The sequence below is a fragment of the Microcystis aeruginosa NIES-4325 genome, from assembly GCF_008974145.1.
Taxonomy (GTDB): domain Bacteria; phylum Cyanobacteriota; class Cyanobacteriia; order Cyanobacteriales; family Microcystaceae; genus Microcystis; species Microcystis aeruginosa_G.
In genome coordinates, this window is the sequence record NZ_BJKP01000015.1 from 58,589 (window position 1) to 77,267 (window position 18,679).

19 protein-coding genes and 1 tRNA gene are annotated in these 18,679 nt (G+C 44.3%); 12 read left to right on the top strand and 8 right to left on the bottom strand.

Annotated elements, in window-relative coordinates:
* Positions 1-110 precede the first annotated feature (110 nt).
* From crcB (MiAbW_RS10455) to MiAbW_RS10465, 3 genes are all read left to right on the top strand, one after another.
* The gene (gene crcB, locus MiAbW_RS10455) at positions 111-500 is read left to right on the top strand and encodes a fluoride efflux transporter CrcB (RefSeq protein ID WP_151696071.1); all 390 of its coding nucleotides are present in this window, start codon (positions 111-113) and stop codon (positions 498-500) included.
* Between the two features lie 40 nt (positions 501-540).
* Positions 541-945 (top strand): fluoride efflux transporter CrcB, encoded by a 405-nt coding sequence (crcB, locus tag MiAbW_RS10460; RefSeq protein ID WP_151696072.1) that lies wholly within the window; start codon positions 541-543, stop codon positions 943-945.
* Between the two features lie 400 nt (positions 946-1,345).
* Positions 1,346-3,880, top strand: a complete 2,535-nt coding sequence (locus MiAbW_RS10465) for a glycogen/starch/alpha-glucan phosphorylase (RefSeq protein WP_151696073.1) — start codon at positions 1,346-1,348, stop codon at positions 3,878-3,880.
* An 85-nt stretch (positions 3,881-3,965) separates the two neighbouring features.
* On the opposite strand, the gene MiAbW_RS10470 is transcribed toward MiAbW_RS10465, so the two are convergent.
* Positions 3,966-4,039, bottom strand: a tRNA-Asp gene (locus MiAbW_RS10470).
* A 217-nt stretch (positions 4,040-4,256) separates the two neighbouring features.
* On the opposite strand from MiAbW_RS10470, the gene MiAbW_RS10475 reads away from it, so the two are divergent.
* Positions 4,257-4,472 carry a hypothetical protein gene (locus MiAbW_RS10475; RefSeq protein ID WP_004268854.1) on the top strand — a complete coding sequence of 72 codons (216 nt, stop codon included), beginning with the start codon at positions 4,257-4,259 and terminating at the stop codon, positions 4,470-4,472.
* Positions 4,473-4,495: 23 nt separating this feature from the next.
* On the top strand, positions 4,496-5,008 hold the full coding sequence (locus MiAbW_RS10480) for a TolB family protein (protein WP_151696074.1): 513 nt from the start codon (positions 4,496-4,498) through the stop codon (positions 5,006-5,008).
* Positions 5,009-5,015: 7 nt separating this feature from the next.
* Here the strand turns inward: MiAbW_RS10480 and MiAbW_RS10485 are convergent, their stop codons facing one another.
* Positions 5,016-6,359, bottom strand: a complete 1,344-nt coding sequence (locus MiAbW_RS10485) for a DUF3370 domain-containing protein (RefSeq protein WP_151696075.1) — start codon at positions 6,357-6,359, stop codon at positions 5,016-5,018.
* 318 nt (positions 6,360-6,677) lie between these two features.
* On the opposite strand from MiAbW_RS10485, the gene moaA reads away from it, so the two are divergent.
* The gene (gene moaA / locus MiAbW_RS10490; RefSeq protein WP_151696076.1) at positions 6,678-7,667 is read left to right on the top strand and encodes a GTP 3',8-cyclase MoaA; all 990 of its coding nucleotides are present in this window, start codon (positions 6,678-6,680) and stop codon (positions 7,665-7,667) included.
* Between the two features lie 4 nt (positions 7,668-7,671).
* Here moaA and MiAbW_RS10495 read toward each other — a convergent pair whose 3' ends face one another.
* Both MiAbW_RS10495 and MiAbW_RS10500 read right to left on the bottom strand, forming a co-directional pair.
* A complete protein-coding gene (locus MiAbW_RS10495) occupies positions 7,672-7,857 on the bottom strand; it encodes a PCP reductase family protein (protein WP_002751785.1) in 186 nt (61 codons plus the stop codon).
* A 114-nt stretch (positions 7,858-7,971) separates the two neighbouring features.
* Complete coding sequence (locus MiAbW_RS10500; protein WP_151696077.1) at positions 7,972-8,559, bottom strand: Uma2 family endonuclease; 588 nt, start codon at positions 8,557-8,559, stop codon at positions 7,972-7,974.
* Positions 8,560-8,784: 225 nt separating this feature from the next.
* Here MiAbW_RS10500 and ftsY point away from each other — a divergent pair, with 225 nt between their 5' ends.
* The 4 genes from ftsY (at position 8,785) to MiAbW_RS10520 (ending at position 12,835) form a co-directional block, all read left to right on the top strand.
* Positions 8,785-10,119: a signal recognition particle-docking protein FtsY gene (gene ftsY, locus MiAbW_RS10505; protein WP_151696078.1), complete on the top strand. Its 1,335-nt coding sequence runs from the start codon at positions 8,785-8,787 to the stop codon at positions 10,117-10,119.
* A gap of 94 nt (positions 10,120-10,213) precedes the next feature.
* The gene (locus tag MiAbW_RS10510) at positions 10,214-11,014 is read left to right on the top strand and encodes a metal ABC transporter ATP-binding protein (RefSeq protein ID WP_151696079.1); all 801 of its coding nucleotides are present in this window, start codon (positions 10,214-10,216) and stop codon (positions 11,012-11,014) included.
* A gap of 39 nt (positions 11,015-11,053) precedes the next feature.
* Positions 11,054-11,470, top strand: a complete 417-nt coding sequence (locus tag MiAbW_RS10515; RefSeq protein WP_151696080.1) for a DUF3119 family protein — start codon at positions 11,054-11,056, stop codon at positions 11,468-11,470.
* 81 nt (positions 11,471-11,551) lie between these two features.
* Positions 11,552-12,835: a DUF3086 domain-containing protein gene (locus tag MiAbW_RS10520; RefSeq protein WP_151696081.1), complete on the top strand. Its 1,284-nt coding sequence runs from the start codon at positions 11,552-11,554 to the stop codon at positions 12,833-12,835.
* 70 nt (positions 12,836-12,905) lie between these two features.
* Here the strand turns inward: MiAbW_RS10520 and MiAbW_RS10525 are convergent, their stop codons facing one another.
* Positions 12,906-13,991 carry a tRNA (guanine-N1)-methyltransferase gene (locus MiAbW_RS10525; protein WP_151696082.1) on the bottom strand — a complete coding sequence of 362 codons (1,086 nt, stop codon included), beginning with the start codon at positions 13,989-13,991 and terminating at the stop codon, positions 12,906-12,908.
* The gene (locus MiAbW_RS20455) at positions 13,960-14,088 is read right to left on the bottom strand and encodes a hypothetical protein (protein ID WP_274596525.1); all 129 of its coding nucleotides are present in this window, start codon (positions 14,086-14,088) and stop codon (positions 13,960-13,962) included. Before MiAbW_RS20455 ends, MiAbW_RS10525 begins: the two co-directional genes overlap by 32 nt.
* Before the next feature lie 207 nt (positions 14,089-14,295).
* On the opposite strand from MiAbW_RS20455, the gene aqpZ reads away from it, so the two are divergent.
* Positions 14,296-15,057 carry an aquaporin Z gene (gene aqpZ, locus MiAbW_RS10530; RefSeq protein ID WP_238707244.1) on the top strand — a complete coding sequence of 254 codons (762 nt, stop codon included), beginning with the start codon at positions 14,296-14,298 and terminating at the stop codon, positions 15,055-15,057.
* A gap of 37 nt (positions 15,058-15,094) precedes the next feature.
* Here aqpZ and tsaE read toward each other — a convergent pair whose 3' ends face one another.
* The gene (tsaE, locus tag MiAbW_RS10535) at positions 15,095-15,565 is read right to left on the bottom strand and encodes a tRNA (adenosine(37)-N6)-threonylcarbamoyltransferase complex ATPase subunit type 1 TsaE (RefSeq protein ID WP_151696084.1); all 471 of its coding nucleotides are present in this window, start codon (positions 15,563-15,565) and stop codon (positions 15,095-15,097) included.
* A 337-nt stretch (positions 15,566-15,902) separates the two neighbouring features.
* On the opposite strand from tsaE, the gene MiAbW_RS10540 reads away from it, so the two are divergent.
* Positions 15,903-17,102, top strand: coding sequence for a lipid-A-disaccharide synthase-related protein (locus MiAbW_RS10540; protein WP_151696085.1), 1,200 nt, complete (start codon positions 15,903-15,905; stop codon positions 17,100-17,102).
* Here the strand turns inward: MiAbW_RS10540 and MiAbW_RS10545 are convergent.
* Entirely contained in the window at positions 17,099-18,679 is a 1,581-nt protein-coding gene (locus tag MiAbW_RS10545) for a glycoside hydrolase family 3 N-terminal domain-containing protein (protein WP_151696086.1), read from the bottom strand. The genes MiAbW_RS10540 and MiAbW_RS10545 overlap by 4 nt on opposite strands.

Genomic DNA, 18,679 nt, shown 5'->3' on the forward strand with positions numbered 1-18,679 from the left:
GTCAGAGGGTTGTTCTCGACAATAACACCCCTGAAAATATGGGCAATGCGATCGATAACCGCATCAATTATCATAGAGCCTAGACAAAGATAGCAAAAAAAATAGATACAATGTCAGATTTGAACGATGTTTTCGCAATTGTAGCAGGAGCGGTTCCGGGTGCGTTATCTCGTTATCATATTACCGAATGGACAAAAGCGAAATTCGGCTTGCGCTTTCCCTATGGAACCTTTATTATTAACTTAACTGGCTGTCTAGCAATCGGCTTTTTTGGTGCGATTTTACCCAAGTTTCCCTTTTATTCCCACGCACTAGATTTAATGGTTAGAACGGGATTTTTAGGAGCCTATACCACCTTTTCTACCTATAGTTTAGATATCCTGATCCTCTGGCGCAATCAACAAAATTTTCTCAGTCTTGTTTTTGCCGTTGCTAGTATAATTTTCGGATTGATTGCCGTGAGAATCGGGGCTGCTATTGCCCAAGTGTTTCTAGGTTAATTCTCCAATTTATTCACTATTGAAGGGCAGGAGAGACAGCATGGATTTTTTCAGGGGACGTTATAGTTTATCCGTGGCGATTGGGGCTATTTTTGGGGCTTTGAGTCGTTTTTATATCGCAGAATTAATTGAAAGTATCTTCGGTCAAGAATGGGGATTTTTGGGGACATTTTTTGTTAATATTTCTGGCTGTTTAATTATTGCCTATGTTTTGACTATGGTTAAGGAAAATATTCGCATAATTGCCCCAGAATTAGGATTGATGCTTGCCACGGGTTTTTGTGGTTCCTATACAACTTTTTCTACCTATAGTTTGGAGGTTAACAAGTTTTTAGAGCAAGGAAAATTAACTTTCGGTTTAATTTACTGGTTGGGCAGTATTCTTGGGGGGATGATTGCGCTTAAAATTGGAGTTATTTTAGCAAGAACAGGTTTTCCTAGATGAATTATTAAGGGCGCAAAAATAGATAAATCTAAGCACAATTGAGACTACTTTTTTCCTCTCCCACGCATTCCTAACAAGTAATGTCTCCATTGGTTTGAAACCAACTGCCTTCGAGTAATCTTAGTATATGGACTGTTTTGACATTTTCACGCCATCAAGGGGTATAGAGGGCGATTTTCCCAAGATTATCGCCCCGATAAAACCCGTTCCACCCGTCACCAAAGCACCCATTACTCAAACTTTCCCCTATTTTCACTTCCTATCGGTAACTGAAATTTAATCTCCTTAACTCTGTCATTACTATACCTTAATCTTAGTCAAGATTTAAGCTTTTCTTGATACAATTTGAGGGCGGGTTATCTTAGACTGAGAGCAGCCAATCTTCAGTAAAAACACTCCTATGGATCCATCTACAGAATCAACTTTTGTTTGTCCGATTATCATCGAAGACGACAGAACAGGATTAGACACAGAAACTATCCGACGGGCTTTAAGGGATAATTTACTCTATATTCAAGGTAAATTACCGGAATTAGCCAGTAAAAACGATCTTTACATGGCCTTAGCTTATACCATCCGCGATCGTTTATTGCAGCGTTGGTTAACCACCCAACAAACCTATCTAAAAAAAGATGTTAGAACCGTTTGTTATCTCTCGGCCGAATTTTTAGTTGGTCCCCATTTGGCTAATAATTTAATTAATCTCGGTATCTACGAACAAGTCCAGAAAGCTGTCAGCGAATCGGGATTAAAACTAGAAGAATTAATTGCCCAGGAAGAAGAACCGGGGTTAGGAAATGGTGGTTTAGGTCGTTTAGCTGCCTGTTATCTCGATTCCCTTTCTACCCTAGAAATTCCAGCTATTGGTTACGGTATTCGCTACGAATTTGGTATCTTTGATCAAGAAATTCACGACGGTTGGCAGGTAGAAATAACCGATAAGTGGTTACAGTATGGAAATCCCTGGGAAATTGCCCGACCGGAAGCGGGAGTAGAGGTAAAATTTGGCGGTTATACCGAATCCTATACCGACGAAAATGGTAATTATCGCAGTCGTTGGATTCCCGATTATGTAGTCAAAGGAATTCCCTACGATACCCCAATTCTCGGCTATCGAGTGAACACAGCTAATACCATGCGTCTATGGAAATCAGAAGCTTGTGAATCTTTTGATTTTGGTCGCTTTAATCGCGGCGATTATTATGGCGCGGTAGATAATAAAGTTCACTCGGAAAATATCAGTAAAGTTCTCTATCCTAACGATGAACCAATTCAAGGCAAAGAACTACGTTTAGAACAGCAATATTTCTTTGTTTCCTGTTCTCTACAGGATCTGATTCGTATTCACTTATATGAGAACCCCAGTCTCGATAATTTTCATCAAAAATGGTCGGTACAATTGAATGACACTCACCCTTCTGTCGGGGTAGCTGAGTTAATGCGCTTGTTAATTGATGTGCATCATTTCGATTGGGATAAAGCTTGGTTTATTACTCAAAATACCTTCGCCTACACCAATCATACTCTTTTGCCGGAAGCTTTAGAAAAATGGCCTTTGAGTATTTTTGGTCGTCTTTTACCGCGATTAATGGAAATTATCTACGAAATTAACCATCGTTTCTTGGATAAAATTCGCATTATTTATCCCCATGATGACGGCAAAATGTCCCGTTTATCTATAATCGATGAAAGCGGCGAAAAATACGTCCGTATGGCTCACCTCGCCTGTGTGGGTTCCCAGGCAATTAATGGGGTGGCAGCCCTCCATACAGAATTACTTAAAAAAGATGTTCTGCGGGACTTCTATGAACTCTTTCCCGAAAAGTTTAGCAACAAAACCAATGGAGTTACTCCCCGGCGCTGGATAGTTTCTAGTAATCCCCGCTTAACTTTTGCGATTACAGAAAAAATCGGCGAAAATTGGATTAAGCACCTGGAGGATTTACGCGGTTTAGAAAACTATGTGGATGATGGGGGATTTCGGGACTCTTGGCGACGAATTAAATACGATATTAAGGCAGATTTAGCCAATTATATCGATAAAAAAGTCGGCATTAAAGTTGATCCTAGTACCCTCTTTGATGTGCAGGTAAAACGCATTCACGAATATAAACGGCAACATCTCAACGTTTTACATATTGTCACTCTCTATCATCGCCTCAAAAATAATCACAATCTCGATATTACCCCCCGTACCTTTATTTTTGGTGGTAAGGCAGCCCCGGGTTATTTTATGGCGAAATTAATCATTAAATTGATTAATTCTGTGGCGGAAGTGATCGATAATGATCCGACGATTGGAGGACGCTTAAAAGTGGTTTTCCTACCCGATTATAATGTCACCTTCGGTCAACGGGTTTATCCGGCTGCCGACTTGTCTGAACAAATTTCCACCGCAGGGAAAGAAGCTTCGGGAACTGGTAATATGAAATTCTCTATGAATGGTGCCTTAACTATCGGTACTCTCGATGGGGCAAATATCGAAATTCGTGAAGAGGTGGGGGCGGAAAATTTCTTTCTTTTTGGCTTGACAACCGAGGAGGTTTATGCTAAAAAAGCCGCCGGTTATAATCCCCAAGAATACTATTATCATAACGAAGAATTGCGGGCAGTATTAGACCTCATTGGTTCGGGATTTTTTAGCCGGGGTGATAGTAGTTTATTCCGTCCGCTTGTGGATAATCTTATCTACAATGATCCCTATATGTTACTGGCCGATTATCAGTCCTATATCGACTGTCAGGAAGGAGTCGGTTGCGCCTATAAAGATCAAGAACATTGGAGTCGTTTAGCGATTCTTAATGTGGCCCGCATGGGGAAATTCTCTAGCGATCGATCGATTCGGGAATATTGCGAGGAAATCTGGCGGGTACAACCAGTAAAGATTGAATTACCTGATTATACTCAAGCTAATGCCGGTTTATCGGTAAATTAGAACAAATCTAGGCAGTAGGAGCGTGTTTATCGGTCCTACTGCCCACAGGATAACCAGCCCTGGACTACTCTAATCTAGATTTCTACGGGATTGACGGGGCTCGAACCCGCAACTTCCGCCGTGACAGGGCGGTGCTCTAACCAATTGAACTACAATCCCATTTTTGCCACATTTCTAATTGTAGCTTCATCATTAGGGTTATGTCAAGCACCTCCGGGAAAATTTTTTTGAGGGAGTGGGGAAGTGGGAAACAATTCATAACTCGGTTTTTAAAGTTGGATTGGGATCAATCCTGAATTAAAGCCAAAAAATCCCATGATAAAGAGGATATCTCTTTACCATGGGATTGTAATTAAGCTTGTTGGGAGCCTGAGCTATGACTAACCCGAATTCGATCGAACAGCTATCGCAAGAATTACTCGATCTAGACCAAGTGGATGCCGATACTGGGGCAGATTTGCGGCAAAAAGCCCAAGAAATCCTCGCTGAAACCAGTATTGACCTGCCGATTCGAGAAGCGATCGCCGATAGTCTCAGTCAAGGCAATCAACTACTTACCCTCAAAACCGTCGGCAGGGAAGAAAGTTACTAGCACATTTGGTGTCAAAAGTCAAGATGAAAGAAAAAAAAATTTTTGTCTGGCTGGGGCGATTTTTGACCTCTTTTGGGCTGTTATCGGTGATAAGTGGCTGTAATTCCCCTCTTTTGATCACTCCTCAAGTTCCCGTCGGTGGTTTAAATAGTTTTGCCCCCGATCAATTCCCCAGTTATAGTGCTGATGGTCGCTATTTAGCCTTCGCTTCCGATCGCTCCGGTCGTCGTAGTATATATTTATTCGATCTGCAAGAAAAGCGCTTAGTTAATCTCCCTAACCTAAATCGTGGCGATTCTAGCCAAGATCAGCCATCTCTGAATGCTGACGGTCGTTTAATTGCCTATATCTCCAGCGAACGCGGTAAAAGTGATGTCATGGTTTATGATCGTTCCCAGTCCCGTGCAACCCTATTAACCGCTAACCTGCGGGGAAGCGTCCGCAATCCCACCATTAGCGGTGATGGTCGCCAAATTGCCTTTGAAACCAACCAAGACGGTCAATGGAATATTGCGATCGTTAACGGACAATTTTAAACTTGTTCTACTCAGTCTTAATCGTTAAAACCTGCGGGGGAGTAGCATCTGGTGGATATAAAAAATTTACCTGTACTACACGCCAATCGCCAGGAGGAATAGTCAGAGTCACTAAAGATTGCCCCTCTTGTCCGCGTCTTTGGACGAGATGGAAAAATCTGCTTTGTGCCTGTCCTTGGTCATCGCTATAATTGACGACTACCGTTCCCCGAAAAAACACTTGTGGGGCAGCCGGATCAAGAAAACGCAAACCCTGCCCGATAAAATCCTCTTTAATCGGTGTTTCTAGCGCAATAGTCACCGTTTTCGCCTCATCACTTCGATTAAATAGAGGTAAACTTAACCTATATTCCACACCGTAATTACCATGAGCTTGATAGGCCGTATCGGGATAGCGAACTAACATACTAGCACTTTGATTTTGTTCCGTTCCCAGTTTGCCCCCGGGTAGGGTGCTAATCCCATAGGCTATAGATTGACCAGAATCAGGAATATTTAACCATAAAGAAGCTCGATCGACCAATCGGGCAGGCCAGGCTGAACCTTGGGACACCCCCGCTACCCGTCCATAAATTATCTGTCCTTGACTATTGGGAGGAGTGGGCACTCGATCGCGCGGAGTCGATAAATCGCCTTTTTCCAGCAAATTTTCCCATTCTGTCAGATTTGGTGGTCTTTCCTGCCCATTTTCGTCTAGGGGTGCATAAAGAGCTAAACTAGCAGCGTAGAGAAGACCGTCACTTTCCAGACGGAGATAAGTGGATCTCCCGTTTAAGGGTGGAGTCAAATCGCGCACGGGAATCGCCGCATTTAAGACCATAAAACTCTCCCCCGCCGGAATAATAATCCTATCGGGAAAAATACCCTGACGCTGCCCCATTAAAATATCCCCCATTACCCGACTTCCCGGCCCAGCAAAAACCGTCCCCTGATTATTTTCCACTTGTGCGGGTAAATCAATAAAAGCTGCATCGGGTTGACTCAAATAACTGGCCCCCTGCAAAATTTTGACAGTCACGGGATTAGGACTGGGATTGTGGAGTAATATACCCAGATAAAGGGTGCGTAAATTATCGGGAAAATTCCCCCTGGCTACATGGTGGGCAAAAATATCAAAGCGTCCCTGAAAAGCATAATTTAAATGGGCCGAGGGAAATCTTTTTTCTTGGGGGGGAAAAGTCGAAAGCAAAATCCCTTCTCCTAGCAATAATTCGGGACTATTGCTATTAAAAACGGGAACTTGATCTAGTTGATTCGGTAAAGGACGCACCTGCGCCGGTCGAATTATTTCTACAATAGGGGGAGTTTGGGCAATGGGTAGCAAAACAGGCCAGATCACACAAATTACCATCTGAAGATAATTAATCTTTGATCATACCATTATTGGCTCGCTCAATTTAGATAGTATTCTGTTTGTCCATATCTAGAGGATTGGTTGATATTTCTTTCGGGTGTTAGCCGACCTTTTTGGTTAAGTACAATCAAGAAAAATTATCAAATTTCTGAATCGTTATTGGCTCTTGCCATTGAGCAAATCTATTGTCATCATAGACTAAAATCTAGATGTAACCGTGGTTTTCTGGAAACTTGGCCCGATGTCTAGATATTGATCGAGCCAGAATTGTTATGATCAATTCATGAAGTTTGATAACAGTATTTCCCCGTGAACATGAACCAAATCGACTATCTCAGGATTAGTTTAATCGATCGCTGTAACTTTCGCTGTCAGTATTGTCTGCCTGAAGATGCAGAATTGGCCTATGTTCGACCGCAAGACTTACTCACCCGGGAGGAAATTCTTACTTTAGTCAAAAATGTCTTTATTCCCCTCGGTTTCCGTAAATTTCGCCTTACTGGTGGGGAACCTCTCTTACATCCCGAAGTAGTGGAGATTGTGCGCGATATCGCCTCTTTATCTGCCACTAGCGATTTAGCCTTGACCACTAATGGCTATTTACTTGACAATTTAGCCGAAATGTTGTATGAAGCTGGACTAAGACGGATTAATATCAGTTTGGACTCCCTCGACCCCGACACTTTCGATAAAATTATCGGTAATCGCAGCCGGAGTCGTTGGCAAAAAACTTGGGCAGGTATTCAAGCAGCCCAGAGGGTGGGTTTTGACCCCTTAAAATTGAATGTGGTGGTGATTCCGGGGATAAATGAGGCAGAAGTGGAAGATTTAGCGGCTTTGACCATCGAGAAGCGTTGGCACGTCCGTTTTATCGAGTTTATGCCTATCGGTAACGGTGATTTATTTCAAGAAAAAGCTTGGATTGCCAACGAGGAATTAAGGGGGCGAATTCGGGCAAAATGGGGTTTAAATGAGGGTCAAGTGCGGGGAAATGGTCCAGCCGATGTTTTTCAAATTCCGGGGGCTAAGGGTACAATCGGCTTTATCAGTCAGATGTCGGAGTGTTTTTGCGATCGCTGTAACCGCCTACGTCTCTCGGCCGATGGTTGGTTGCGTCCCTGTCTCCTCAACGAAACCGGACAAATTGACCTAAAAACTGCCCTCCGTCAGGGAATTTCGCCAGCAGAAATCAGGGAAAGAGTCGGGAAATTAATAGAAATGAAAGCAGAAATAAACTTTAAACTGCGTGATTCCGGCACATCAAGCGGCATTTATACCCGTACTATGTCCCAAATTGGCGGCTAAAAATCTACTGTCCGAATTCTACTCTAGCCTGTTCTACCATTTCCACGGTAACTCGATCGGAACCGGCATGACGAGCTAATTCTTCTATTCTTTGACGCGCTTGGGAACGAACAAAATAGGGAATATTTTTCAGTTTTGCTTTTGCTTCTGCGGTCCATTGTAGTTGATCGGAAAAATCTAGAGCGTCCATAGATTTAACATATAGTAGTCCGTCTATTATACCAAAAAAGATTAGCTATTTATTGAAAAGCTGATTAAATGATGAGTTTCTTGATAGCGACTCTTTTTCACCTTTCTCTTAATTTTAGGTTTCTGCTAGGTCGAAATTTACTCTTTGATATAAATCTTGAAAAGAAATCTGCCAATCCACCGACACCAATTGTAAAACCGCATTTTCCCCCGTGACGAAATCAATTAACCATTGATCATCCTTTTGTTTATAGTAACGTTCCACACTATAACTAGATTGTTCGATCAGAATATATTCCTGAAAAGTTGGCAGAGAACGATAGAATTTAAACTTATCCCCTCGATCATAAGCTTGGGTGGAATTAGAGAGAACTTCGACAATAATTAAAGGATTGATCACGTTAGATTGACTATTCCCTTGATAGAGAGGTTGACCTTTAATCACCATCACATCGGGATAGGTGTAAATGCTATAATCTGATAGCCATAAACGCACCGTTTCCATGTAGGTATAATAATCTTGATTATTGATATTTAAGGGAAAATTACGGCAAAAATTTAGACAAATCTGATTGTGATTAGTTGTTGCTCCTACCATTGGGATAATTTCTCCTTGACGATATTCATTTTTATCCTCGGACGTTTCCTCCAGAGCGAGATATTCTTCGGGAGTATAATATTTAGTTTCAGTAGTGGTTAACATTTTTGACTCTCCTTCCTATTCTATTTTCTAGGATACAGCATTTCCCTAAAAAGAGACAAAGTTATCCTTGAGGAAGCTGACAGATTGAGTTACTCGGATCATATTTTTCCCTTAATCTCCGGCAAAAAATGCCGAGAAATCCACAATTAAAAATCCAACTATCAAAATTGCTCACGCCAAGGGTTAAGATAAACTAGATAAATAGTTTTATGTTTAGTTTCTCCTATGTTTAACTGGTTCCGTCGTCAGAAAGTCCAACCCGAACAAGAACAAGCCCCCCCCGCACCCGTAGAGGAAACCCCCAGCGAGGCAACCAGTCAGGAAGACTATTTAGATTGGGCCAAAAAAGCCTTTAAAAATATTCAAGAGAAAAAAGCCACGGCCGAGGCCGTCGTTAGCGAAACCCCTGAAATATCTATTGCTGAAACAGAACCTCCGCCAGAGGAAGAACCAGTTAAAGAAGAAGAAACCGAGGATAATACCCCCGCATGGCTGAAAAAATCCGATCGCCTCGAAATTCTCAAAGAAACCGCCATCGAAACCCCCACAGAACCGGATGAGGATTTTATCTGGTCGGCCAAAGTTTTAGCCAATCAGGGACGACAAGCAGAGGACGTTTCGGAAGAAGAAATCACCTGGTTAAAAAAATTGCGTCAGGGTTTAGGCAAAACGCGCCGCAGCTTGGTCAATCAGCTTAAGGCCGTGGTTGGTCAGGGTCCCCTCAATCAAGATGCAGTGGAGGAAATCGAAGCATTATTGCTTCAGGCCGATGTGGGGGTAGATGCCACCGATTATATTATCACTACCCTCCAAAATAAGCTAAAACAGGAAGCGCTGCCCCCCGAAAAAGCGATCGAATATCTCAAAGAAATTATCCGCGAGATTTTAGATGCACCTTTAGCCAATTATAGCAACCCCGGTTTTGAGCCAGAAAAAGGCAAATTAAATATCTGGATGCTCACAGGAGTTAACGGAGTTGGTAAAACAACGACTATCGGCAAATTAGCTCATTTATCTAAACAATCTGGCTATAGTTGTATAATCGCCGCTGCCGACACCTTTCGCGCTGCTGCCGTGGAACAGGTGAAAGTTTGGGGAGAGCGATCGCAAGTGGAAGTAATTGCCAACCCAGGCAAAAATACCGACCCAGCCGCCGTGGTGTACGATGGCATCGAAGCCGCTAAATCCAGGGAAGTAGAATTACTCTTAGTGGATACGGCGGGAAGATTGCAGAATAAAAAGAACTTAATGGCAGAATTAAGCAAAATTCGGCGCATTATCGACAAAAAAGCCGAGAGTGCCGTGGTGGAATCCCTTCTAGTTCTCGATGCCACTTTAGGACAAAACGGGCTGCGACAGGCTGAGGTTTTCTCGGAAGCTGCCCAATTAAGCGGCGTGATCCTGACTAAAATCGATGGTACAGCTAAAGGGGGTGTCGCCCTGGCCGTAGCGCGTCAGCTTAACCTACCGATTCGCTTTGTTGGTGCCGGGGAAGGAATCGAGGATTTGCGGCCCTTTTCCAGTTACGAATTCGTGGAAGCTTTACTAAGTGGCGATTGATCTCACCCCAGCTATCTTTCATAATCTTTTCATCGTTGCTTCATAATTGTCTCATTTTTAGCTATGCTAGAACTGGAGACTCGGGGTAACAACTATGCAAAGGACAATTACGGTTAGTCATCTAGGAGTATATTATCGCAGCGTGGAAGCCCTACGGGATATCACCCTGAAAATTTATCCCGGACGATTAACCGGTATTATCGGTCCCAACGGCGCGGGCAAAAGTACCCTGATCAAAGCCATGCTAGGATTAATTCCCGTACAACAGGGAAGCGTTAACTATCAAGGGCAATCTCTACAGCAACAACTGGATAAAGTCGCTTATGTTCCCCAAAGATCTCAAATCGACTGGACCTATCCCGTTACCGCTTGGGATGTGGTGATGATGGGGAGAGTCAGAAAAACGGGTTGGTTTCGCCCTTTTTCCCATATTAGTCGTCAACAGGCTTTAAATGCCCTAGAACGGGTGGAAATGGCTGATTTACGCCATCGTCCCCTCGGTCAGTTGTCGGGAGGACAACAGCAAAGAGTCTTTTTAGCCAGATCTTTGGCCCAAGAAGCGGAGATTTTCTGTTTTGATGAACCTTTCGTTGGGGTAGATCAAAAAACCGAGGGGATCCTTTTTAATATCTTTGGTGAGTTAGCCCAAGAAAATAAGATTGTCCTGGTGGTTAACCATGATTTAGGCGAATCTATCACCCATTTTGCTGATTTAATCCTCTTAAATAAAGAATTGATCCTCGCCGATCAACGATCTAAGGTCTTAACTGATTTTAATCTCCGGCGCGCCTATGGGGGTAAAGTCTCCTTCTACGATGCCATGACACCACCAGATCATCGCCGATCGAGTCTCGATTATCTCGATCGCTTCTCGAAAAACAATGCGATAAACTAGAAGCGAAGATATTTTGGCTGACTGCCGATAGGGACCCCGATGAAAACTATTTCCCCGCAAGAAGTAACAGGAACGATCGAACTGGCTCCTAACTATCGAATTCCCCTGTTTTTAGTAATTTTATCGCTGCCTTTACTCTTTTTACAGGTCTGGCTCGGCATAATTTTCTCCCTGTTAGGGCTATTCTTGATGTTGCAGACTACCCGCATTCGTCTCCAGTTTACCCCCACTTCCCTAGATGTCTATCTATCTGGGCAACAAATTCGCTCCTTTCCCTACCAAGAATGGCAAAATTGGCGGATTTTCTGGAACAAAGTCCCGATCCTATTTTATTTCAAAGAAATTAACAGCATTCATTTTTTGCCCATTATCTTTGACAGCGCAACCCTGAGACTGTGCCTCGAAAAATACTATCCTTTAGCAGCATCGCAAGCGATCGACTCAGAAGCGAACTAAGATTGAGTTAAAATTAAATCTAGCTAATAGCGTCTTAATTACCTGCCTTGGCCCTCTGTTCGCTCTGCATTTCTAAAGCCGATGACTTCAGAAGATTTTAATGTTTTACCCCTTGACAAAATGACAGACTTACCCAATGAATCTGTCGAAGCATTTAGTTTTGATGATCTCTGGAACGATCACCCAGTAGAGAATCCCCAGCCATCGGAAACCGCCCCCGAAGGCGAATTAGTTCCCGCAGCCCAAGCGCAACCCCTACGAGCAGAAATCGAGGCTCTAGAACGGCAAAAACAGAGCCTAGCGGCAGAAATCTCGGCATTAAAAGCGGAAAAAGAACGCTTGATCGCCGAGGAATTGGGGGATATCAAAGCTCAAATCGAAAGAATGCTCAAGGAAGGCGTGAAAGACCTAGAACAACGCAAACAGGCTTTAGAATTGGCGATCGAACAGTTAGAACGCCGTCGTGAGCGGATTAGGCAGGAAATGCGGAGTAATTTCGCCGGAGTCTCCCAGGATCTAGCAGTGCGGGTTCAGGGATTTAAAGACTATCTGGTGGGCAGTTTACAGGATTTGGCCGCGGCTGCCGAACAGTTGGAATTACCCCGTTTTGAAACCCCCGAAAAATCCCCCCGCCCCGTGGAACCTCCCCTGCGGACCGAACGGGAGGAAAACCCGCGCCCATCCCGTGGTAGTCAAGGCCGGGATTATCGCGAAGAAAGTCCCCGTCCCCCCCGTACCAGTAACCAGGGCCGGGATAATTGGCAAGAACCCCGTCGTTCTAACCGTTCGGGTTATGAATCGGAACCAGTGGGACAATCCACCCCTAGACAGGGCTTTTCTGACCAAAATCAGCGCATCCAGGCTCTTTTAGACCGTTATCGCAGTCGTCCTGACTATTACGGTCCTCCTTGGCAATTACGGCGCACTTTTGAACCAATTCACGCCGAACGGGTGCAACAGTGGTTCTTTAAACAGGGGGGCCGGGGTACGGTTCGCGGTATGGGCAGCCGTCTCCAGAATATTCTGGTGGCTTCGGCAATTATCTCGATTATGGCGGAATTACAGGGCGATCGCTTCCGTTCTCTCGTTCTGGCTAATAGTCCCGAACGTTTAGGCGAATGGCGGCGTGGTCTCCAAGATTGTCTCGGCATTTCCCGCGCCGATTTTGGACCAGACCGCGGCATCGTTCTCTTTGAGTCTCCCGAAGCTTTAATTCAAAAAGCGGAACGTTTAATCGAGGATAAGTATTCACCGCTCATTATCATCGATGATACCGAAGAAAGGCTGAATTTCGCCCTTTTACAATTCCCCTACTGGTTAGCTTTTGCCCCTGAACCCCAACAAAGTTCTAGTTATTGGTATTAACTAATTAGTCCTTGAGAACGTAGGTTGGGTTGAAGCATGAAACCCAACGCCCTTTTTCAGCTAACCCTAATTAGTCCTTGAGCAGTGCGATACATTGGGCTAAAGAAGCATTAGTTTTCAGTGCTTGCGGGTTAATATGGGTGGCAGCGGCTCGATAACCTTGTTCTAAGAGAGCTGCAATTAAATCTTCCCTTTTGGGTAGATCTAATTTGCCCCTTCTACCAATTTCCCGAAAGCTATAAAAATAGGGAGGAAAATCGTTTTCTTCCCTCATTATTTTTAACAATTTAACTACCTTTTTCCACTGCCATTGATCGGCTAAATCTGCCATTTTTTCTAGATACAAGCGATCATGTAAACTGCCTAACCACAAGGGTCCGGTTAAGGTTAAAGGTTGCCCGTCCCCAGAACAAACTATCTTGCCTAACTTCGGCCAAGGCACTGATTGATATTCCCCGCAGCTATGACAATAACCGAGGAAACCGTAGTTATGACTATTTAATTGTCTATTGGCCGTTAACCGCACCATCACCCGATAACTTTGACCAAAAAAGAAGGAAAAAATCGGCGTAATTCCTAAACCTAATCGGGCCGATTCTAATTGCAAACTGGCGATAATTAATCTTAATCCCTGTTCGTGGGCAGCTGGATGATTGCGAGCATAGGCTCCATAATCAGCTAAACTATTTTCTAGATTATGACCCGTCAACGTCCGTCCATCGGTATTAGTTAGATAGATTAAACCACCGATTTTAGTGGCTAAAGGAATGGCACTAAACAAAGATGCAGAGGAACCAAAAGCATCAATATCAACTAGATCATAATGGTCTTTTTCAAGATAACATTCTAGGAGAACTTCTTGAGCAGATTTATAGGTTATTTTGCCTTGTTTCTGTTGTACTAAACTCTCTAAATTAGCGGCTAAAGTTGGCTTAATTTCTGGATTACCATCATTAACCCACAGCCAATCCGCACCACTTTCTAACCAATACCTGAGCGCTCGCACACCAGAGCCGCTCATTACCTCTAAAACGCGCAAACTTCCCCGCTCTTTTTGGGCAATTGCCGCCGCTAAAACTCCTAAATCTCGGACGATTTTACTTTCCAGTCTATAGAAAGTATTGTTAATAGTAAATATCGCTTTTTCTTCCTGCATCGCTCATCTCATAATTAGCACTCGATCGCTTCTTTTTTTCTTGCCACAATTCCCTAGGAGGGGAAAGGTTCAACCACTGCCAAAACCGATCAGACATCAAGATAGAAGATAAATCTAAAGAAAGTGTGAAATTAGCAGAAATTGTCGATTTTTTCAGTATTATATCTCTGAAAAGCTGATAGTTTCCCCATGAGAACGGCAAATTGAAGGTAAAAAAATAACTATTTTTTAATATCTTATAGCAGTTTAATCCAGTCTGATGGGAGATAACCTAAAAGCAAAATCATTCAACCTTGATATAAAGATGAAAAAGTATCTAGCAGAGTTCATCGGGACCTTTTGGCTGGTTCTCGGTGGTTGCGGTAGTGCCGTTTTAGCAGCAGTATTTGTGGGCAAAGCCAAGAGTGTCGTAGATGGTGCTGATTTTAATATCCATCTGGGGATTTCTTTTGTGGGTGTCTCCCTCGCCTTCGGTTTAACGGTTCTTACCCTTGCCTACGCTTTCGGGCATATTTCGGGGGGACATTTTAATCCCGCCGTTTCCTTCGGTCTCTGGGCAGGTAAACGCTTCCCCGGTTCAGAACTACTTCCCTACATCATCGCTCAAGTTTTAGGGGCGATTTTAGCGGCGGTAATTATCTACATTATTGCCAGTGGTCAACCCAGTTTCGCTTTGGGTGGCAGTAACCCTCTGGCCACCAATGGTTACGGAGAACATTCTCCCGGTGGTTACAGTTTATTCGCCGCTTTGGTCACGGAAGTGGTCTTGACCTTCATGTTCTTAATTATCATTTTAGGTTCTACCGATCGACGCGCCCCGGCGGGTTTTGCTCCCATCGCCATTGGTTTAGGATTGACCTTAATTCACTTAATTAGCATTCCCGTGACCAACACATCCGTTAACCCCGCTCGTAGTACCGGTGTTGCTCTTTTATGCGGTAATATGGCTCTCGTTGGTCAATTATGGTTATTCTGGATTGCTCCCATTGTTGGGGCTGTGGCTGCGGGTTTCCTCTACAATAGTTTCTTTGAAGAAACTTTAGAAGAAAGACGAGTTAGAGAATAAGTGGAAAGTTACCGCTAAAGTTTGATTGCTTAAAGAGTCAAGTGCTGATAGCGATTCCTGTGGGGTCGCTATTTTTTTCGTCCCCACCGACAAAATTGAGCAGCGCTCGTCGTCCCTGCTCACCTCGATCGAGTAAAGTAATCTCTAGATAATTTTCCGGCAAAAAAGTTAAACGTTCTGACCATTCGATCGCCACTATCCCTAAATCTACCTCGATTCCCTGCCAATAATTTTCTAGGTACAGGGCCTCGATATCCTGACCCTGCAAACGATACAAATCCAAATGATACAAGGGAATGCGGCCTTCGTTATATTCATTAACGAGGGTGAAGGTAGGACTAGCTATAGGCTCTTGAATGCCCAATCCTAAGCCAATTCCCTGTACTAAGGTGGTTTTTCCCGCTCCCACATCGCCTTTTAATAAAATTACACTGCCTGGGGCCAAGGTTTGCCCCAGTTTTTCCCCTAAATTGACAGTAGCTTCTCGATCGGGCAAGTCGATAATCATTTTTTCCGCTAGGATGCCAGTTAATCACTGATTTTAATATAGCGATCAGAGCAGCTTTCTGACCTCCTTGGCTCTGGGGGGCTAAATCTGGTCTTTTGATCGAGAAAAATAGAAGCAGTTAAACTCATCTCTGATCTCTTAGTCTTACCTTGGGTCAAATGGTCGCTATCAGGACAGAGATAAGCGATCGGCGAAACCTTCTGGTAGATTAGACTAAATGGGAGTTGGTTAACTGCTTTTATAAAATTTATTGTTCCCTAACCATCAGCATTATCTAGGGTCGAAGGCAATAAAACAACCGAAGTTTAGGACTTTAAGCCAGAAGTTAAGAAAAACAGTGAAATTATTATTTTTGAGTAATGGCCACGGTGAAGATGAGATCGCGATCCGGATTATTAAAAGACTGCAATCATCTCCCCACTGTCCGGATATTACTGCGTTACCCCTAGTGGGTAACGGTTATGCTTATACTCGTCTGGGGATTCCCCTTCTCGATCGAGGTCAAAAAATGCCCTCTGGGGGTTTTATCGCTAGGGATGTCAAACAATTATGGCGAGATCTACGGGAGGGATTATTGGGATTAACCTCCCGTCAATACCGTCTGGTCAGAAATTGGGGCCAAGAAGGGGGAAAAATTATCGCAGTGGGAGATATCTTACCCCTAGCCCTTGCTTGGTTGAGCGAGACAGATTATGCTTTTGTGGGAACGGCTAAATCGGAATACTATCTCCGGGATGAGCAGGGATGGTTAGATAGTAGCTCGATGATCGATCGCCTCTGGGGTTCCTACTATTATCCCTGGGAACGCTGGTTAATGGCCCGTCCTCGCTGTCGGGGGGTTTTTCCCCGGGATAGTTTAACTAGCAAAATTTTACAACAGTGGTCAATTCCCGTCGTCGATGGGGGTAATCCGATGATGGATGACCTTTTACCCTCGATAACGGGCGATTTTCCCCAAGATTGCCTAACTATTCTGCTGCTACCCGGTTCGCGCTTTCCCGAATCTCTCCACAATTGGCAGCAAATTCTCGCAGCTGTGGCGGCCATGATCGGACGTTTTCCCGATTACAAGCTGGAATTTTTGGCGGCGATCGCTCCTTCTCTCCCCCTAGAATCTTTTACGGCTGCTTTAATTGACCGGGGTTGGCGAGAACATCGCACAAATAAGTTTATTTGTCAAGAGGTATTTATAACTATTTCTCAAAGGGATTACGCCGAATATTTAGGCCGTTGCCATCTAGCGATCGCCATGGCGGGAACTGCCACGGAACAGTTCGTCGGTTTGGGTAAACCGGCGATCACAATTGCGGGATCTGGACCACAGTTTACCCCCCATTTTGCCAAACTGCAACAGCGTTTATTAGGCTGTTCAATTCTCTTAGGCGATAGTGTCGAGTCAGTGGCAGACAAGTTAGAATATTTATTACAAAATCCCCCACAGTGGCAAGAAATCGCCTTTAATGGTCATCAGAGAATGGGATCGGCCGGTGCCTCCGATCGCATTGCCCAATGGTTACTAGGCAATTTTTGCCCTTAAATGAAAGTATCGGTCTGATTTTCGCCGCTAGTGGGCCAATCAAAAACAGTTTCTAGGGCGATTTTTTGGGCGCTTGCTTGTTGTCCATAGCTGAAAAGATAGGGAATTTCTGCGCTTTGTTGACGAAACCACTGGAAAACGTAGGGACTACCATAAATAATCAATGCTTGAATCTGTCCGGTTTTCAGCAAAGCTTGATAGATAGCTTTCGTTTCCTCCCCTAATCCGGCACTACCCCGGAAAGGATTACCACGGATAAATACTTGCAGGAGAGTCGTTTCTGGGGAGACGAGGGACTGATTAAAAGTGCTACGGTCGATTATTTGGGTTTGATAACCCCATTGTCGGGGCATTGTCACCGCCGGACAAGAGCGATCGAGAAAGTCACAGTTAAGTAGATCATCGACAACGATTAAATTGCGGCCTTGAGTGGCTTTAATCGGTAAATTACCGCTAACTGTTTGGGAATCTTTTAAAATATCGCTGACAATCTCTAGAGCTTGCGGTGCCGCTAAACTGCTTAAGGATTCTAAGGATGGCTGTCTTTGCCCTAATTTCTCTTTTGCCCGTTGAATACGTTGCCAAGAATCATTAATTCTCGCTTCGCTAATTGTACCCGCCTGCACGGCACTATACACCGCTTCGATCGCTTCGATCGGAGCGGGAGGCATTAACAGTATATCAGCCCCCGCCTGTACCGCCCTCACTGCGATGGCGGCAGCACTGGCAATTTTAGTCACTCCCCCCATAATCAGGGCATCAGTGACGATTAAACCCTGAAAACCGAGATTTTGGCGCAGTTTTTCCCCGATAATTTTCGAGGAAAGAGTGGCGGGAAATTCGGCATCCCAAGCGGGAATTAACAGATGGCCTGACATAATACTATCAACCCCTGACTCGATCGCCGCTTGAAAGGGCGGCAATTCGATCGCTTCTAGGCGATGATGATCGTGGTTGATGATGGGAAGATCGAGATGGGAGTCATTGCTGGTGTCACCGTGGCCGGGAAAATGTTTGGCCGTGGTCAAAACTGGATAGGAATTCGCCCCTAAAATAAAAGCTTGAGCCAGATTAGCGACGATTTCGGGAGTTTCAGCGAAGGAACGAATATTGATAACCGGATTGTCGGGATTATTGTTCACATCGACAATTGGGGCTAAAATCCAGTTAATCCCGATCGCTAGAGCCTCCTTAGCGGTGATTGCTCCCATTTCCCTGGCATATTCTGTGGCTTTTGTCAAGCTTTTTTCAGCTATTTTTCCTAAAGCCATCGGGGGGGGAAACCAAGTGGCGCCGGAGAACCTTTGGCCGACCCCCTCCTCGATATCGGCGGCAATGAGGAGAGGATTATCGCCGGACCAACTTTGTAATTGTTGGCTACGGAAAGCGATCTCGGCGGCGCTGCCTCCTAAGAGAATCACCCCACCGAGGTGGAGGGTTTCTAACCAATGTTTCAGGGTAGCGTTGACAGGTTCCCAAGCAGGATAGCGGATTTGTTGGTCAAAGAGATAGCCGGAGGCGCGGACTACTATCATCTGACCAATACGTTCTTTTAGGGATAAAATGCGATCGCTCAC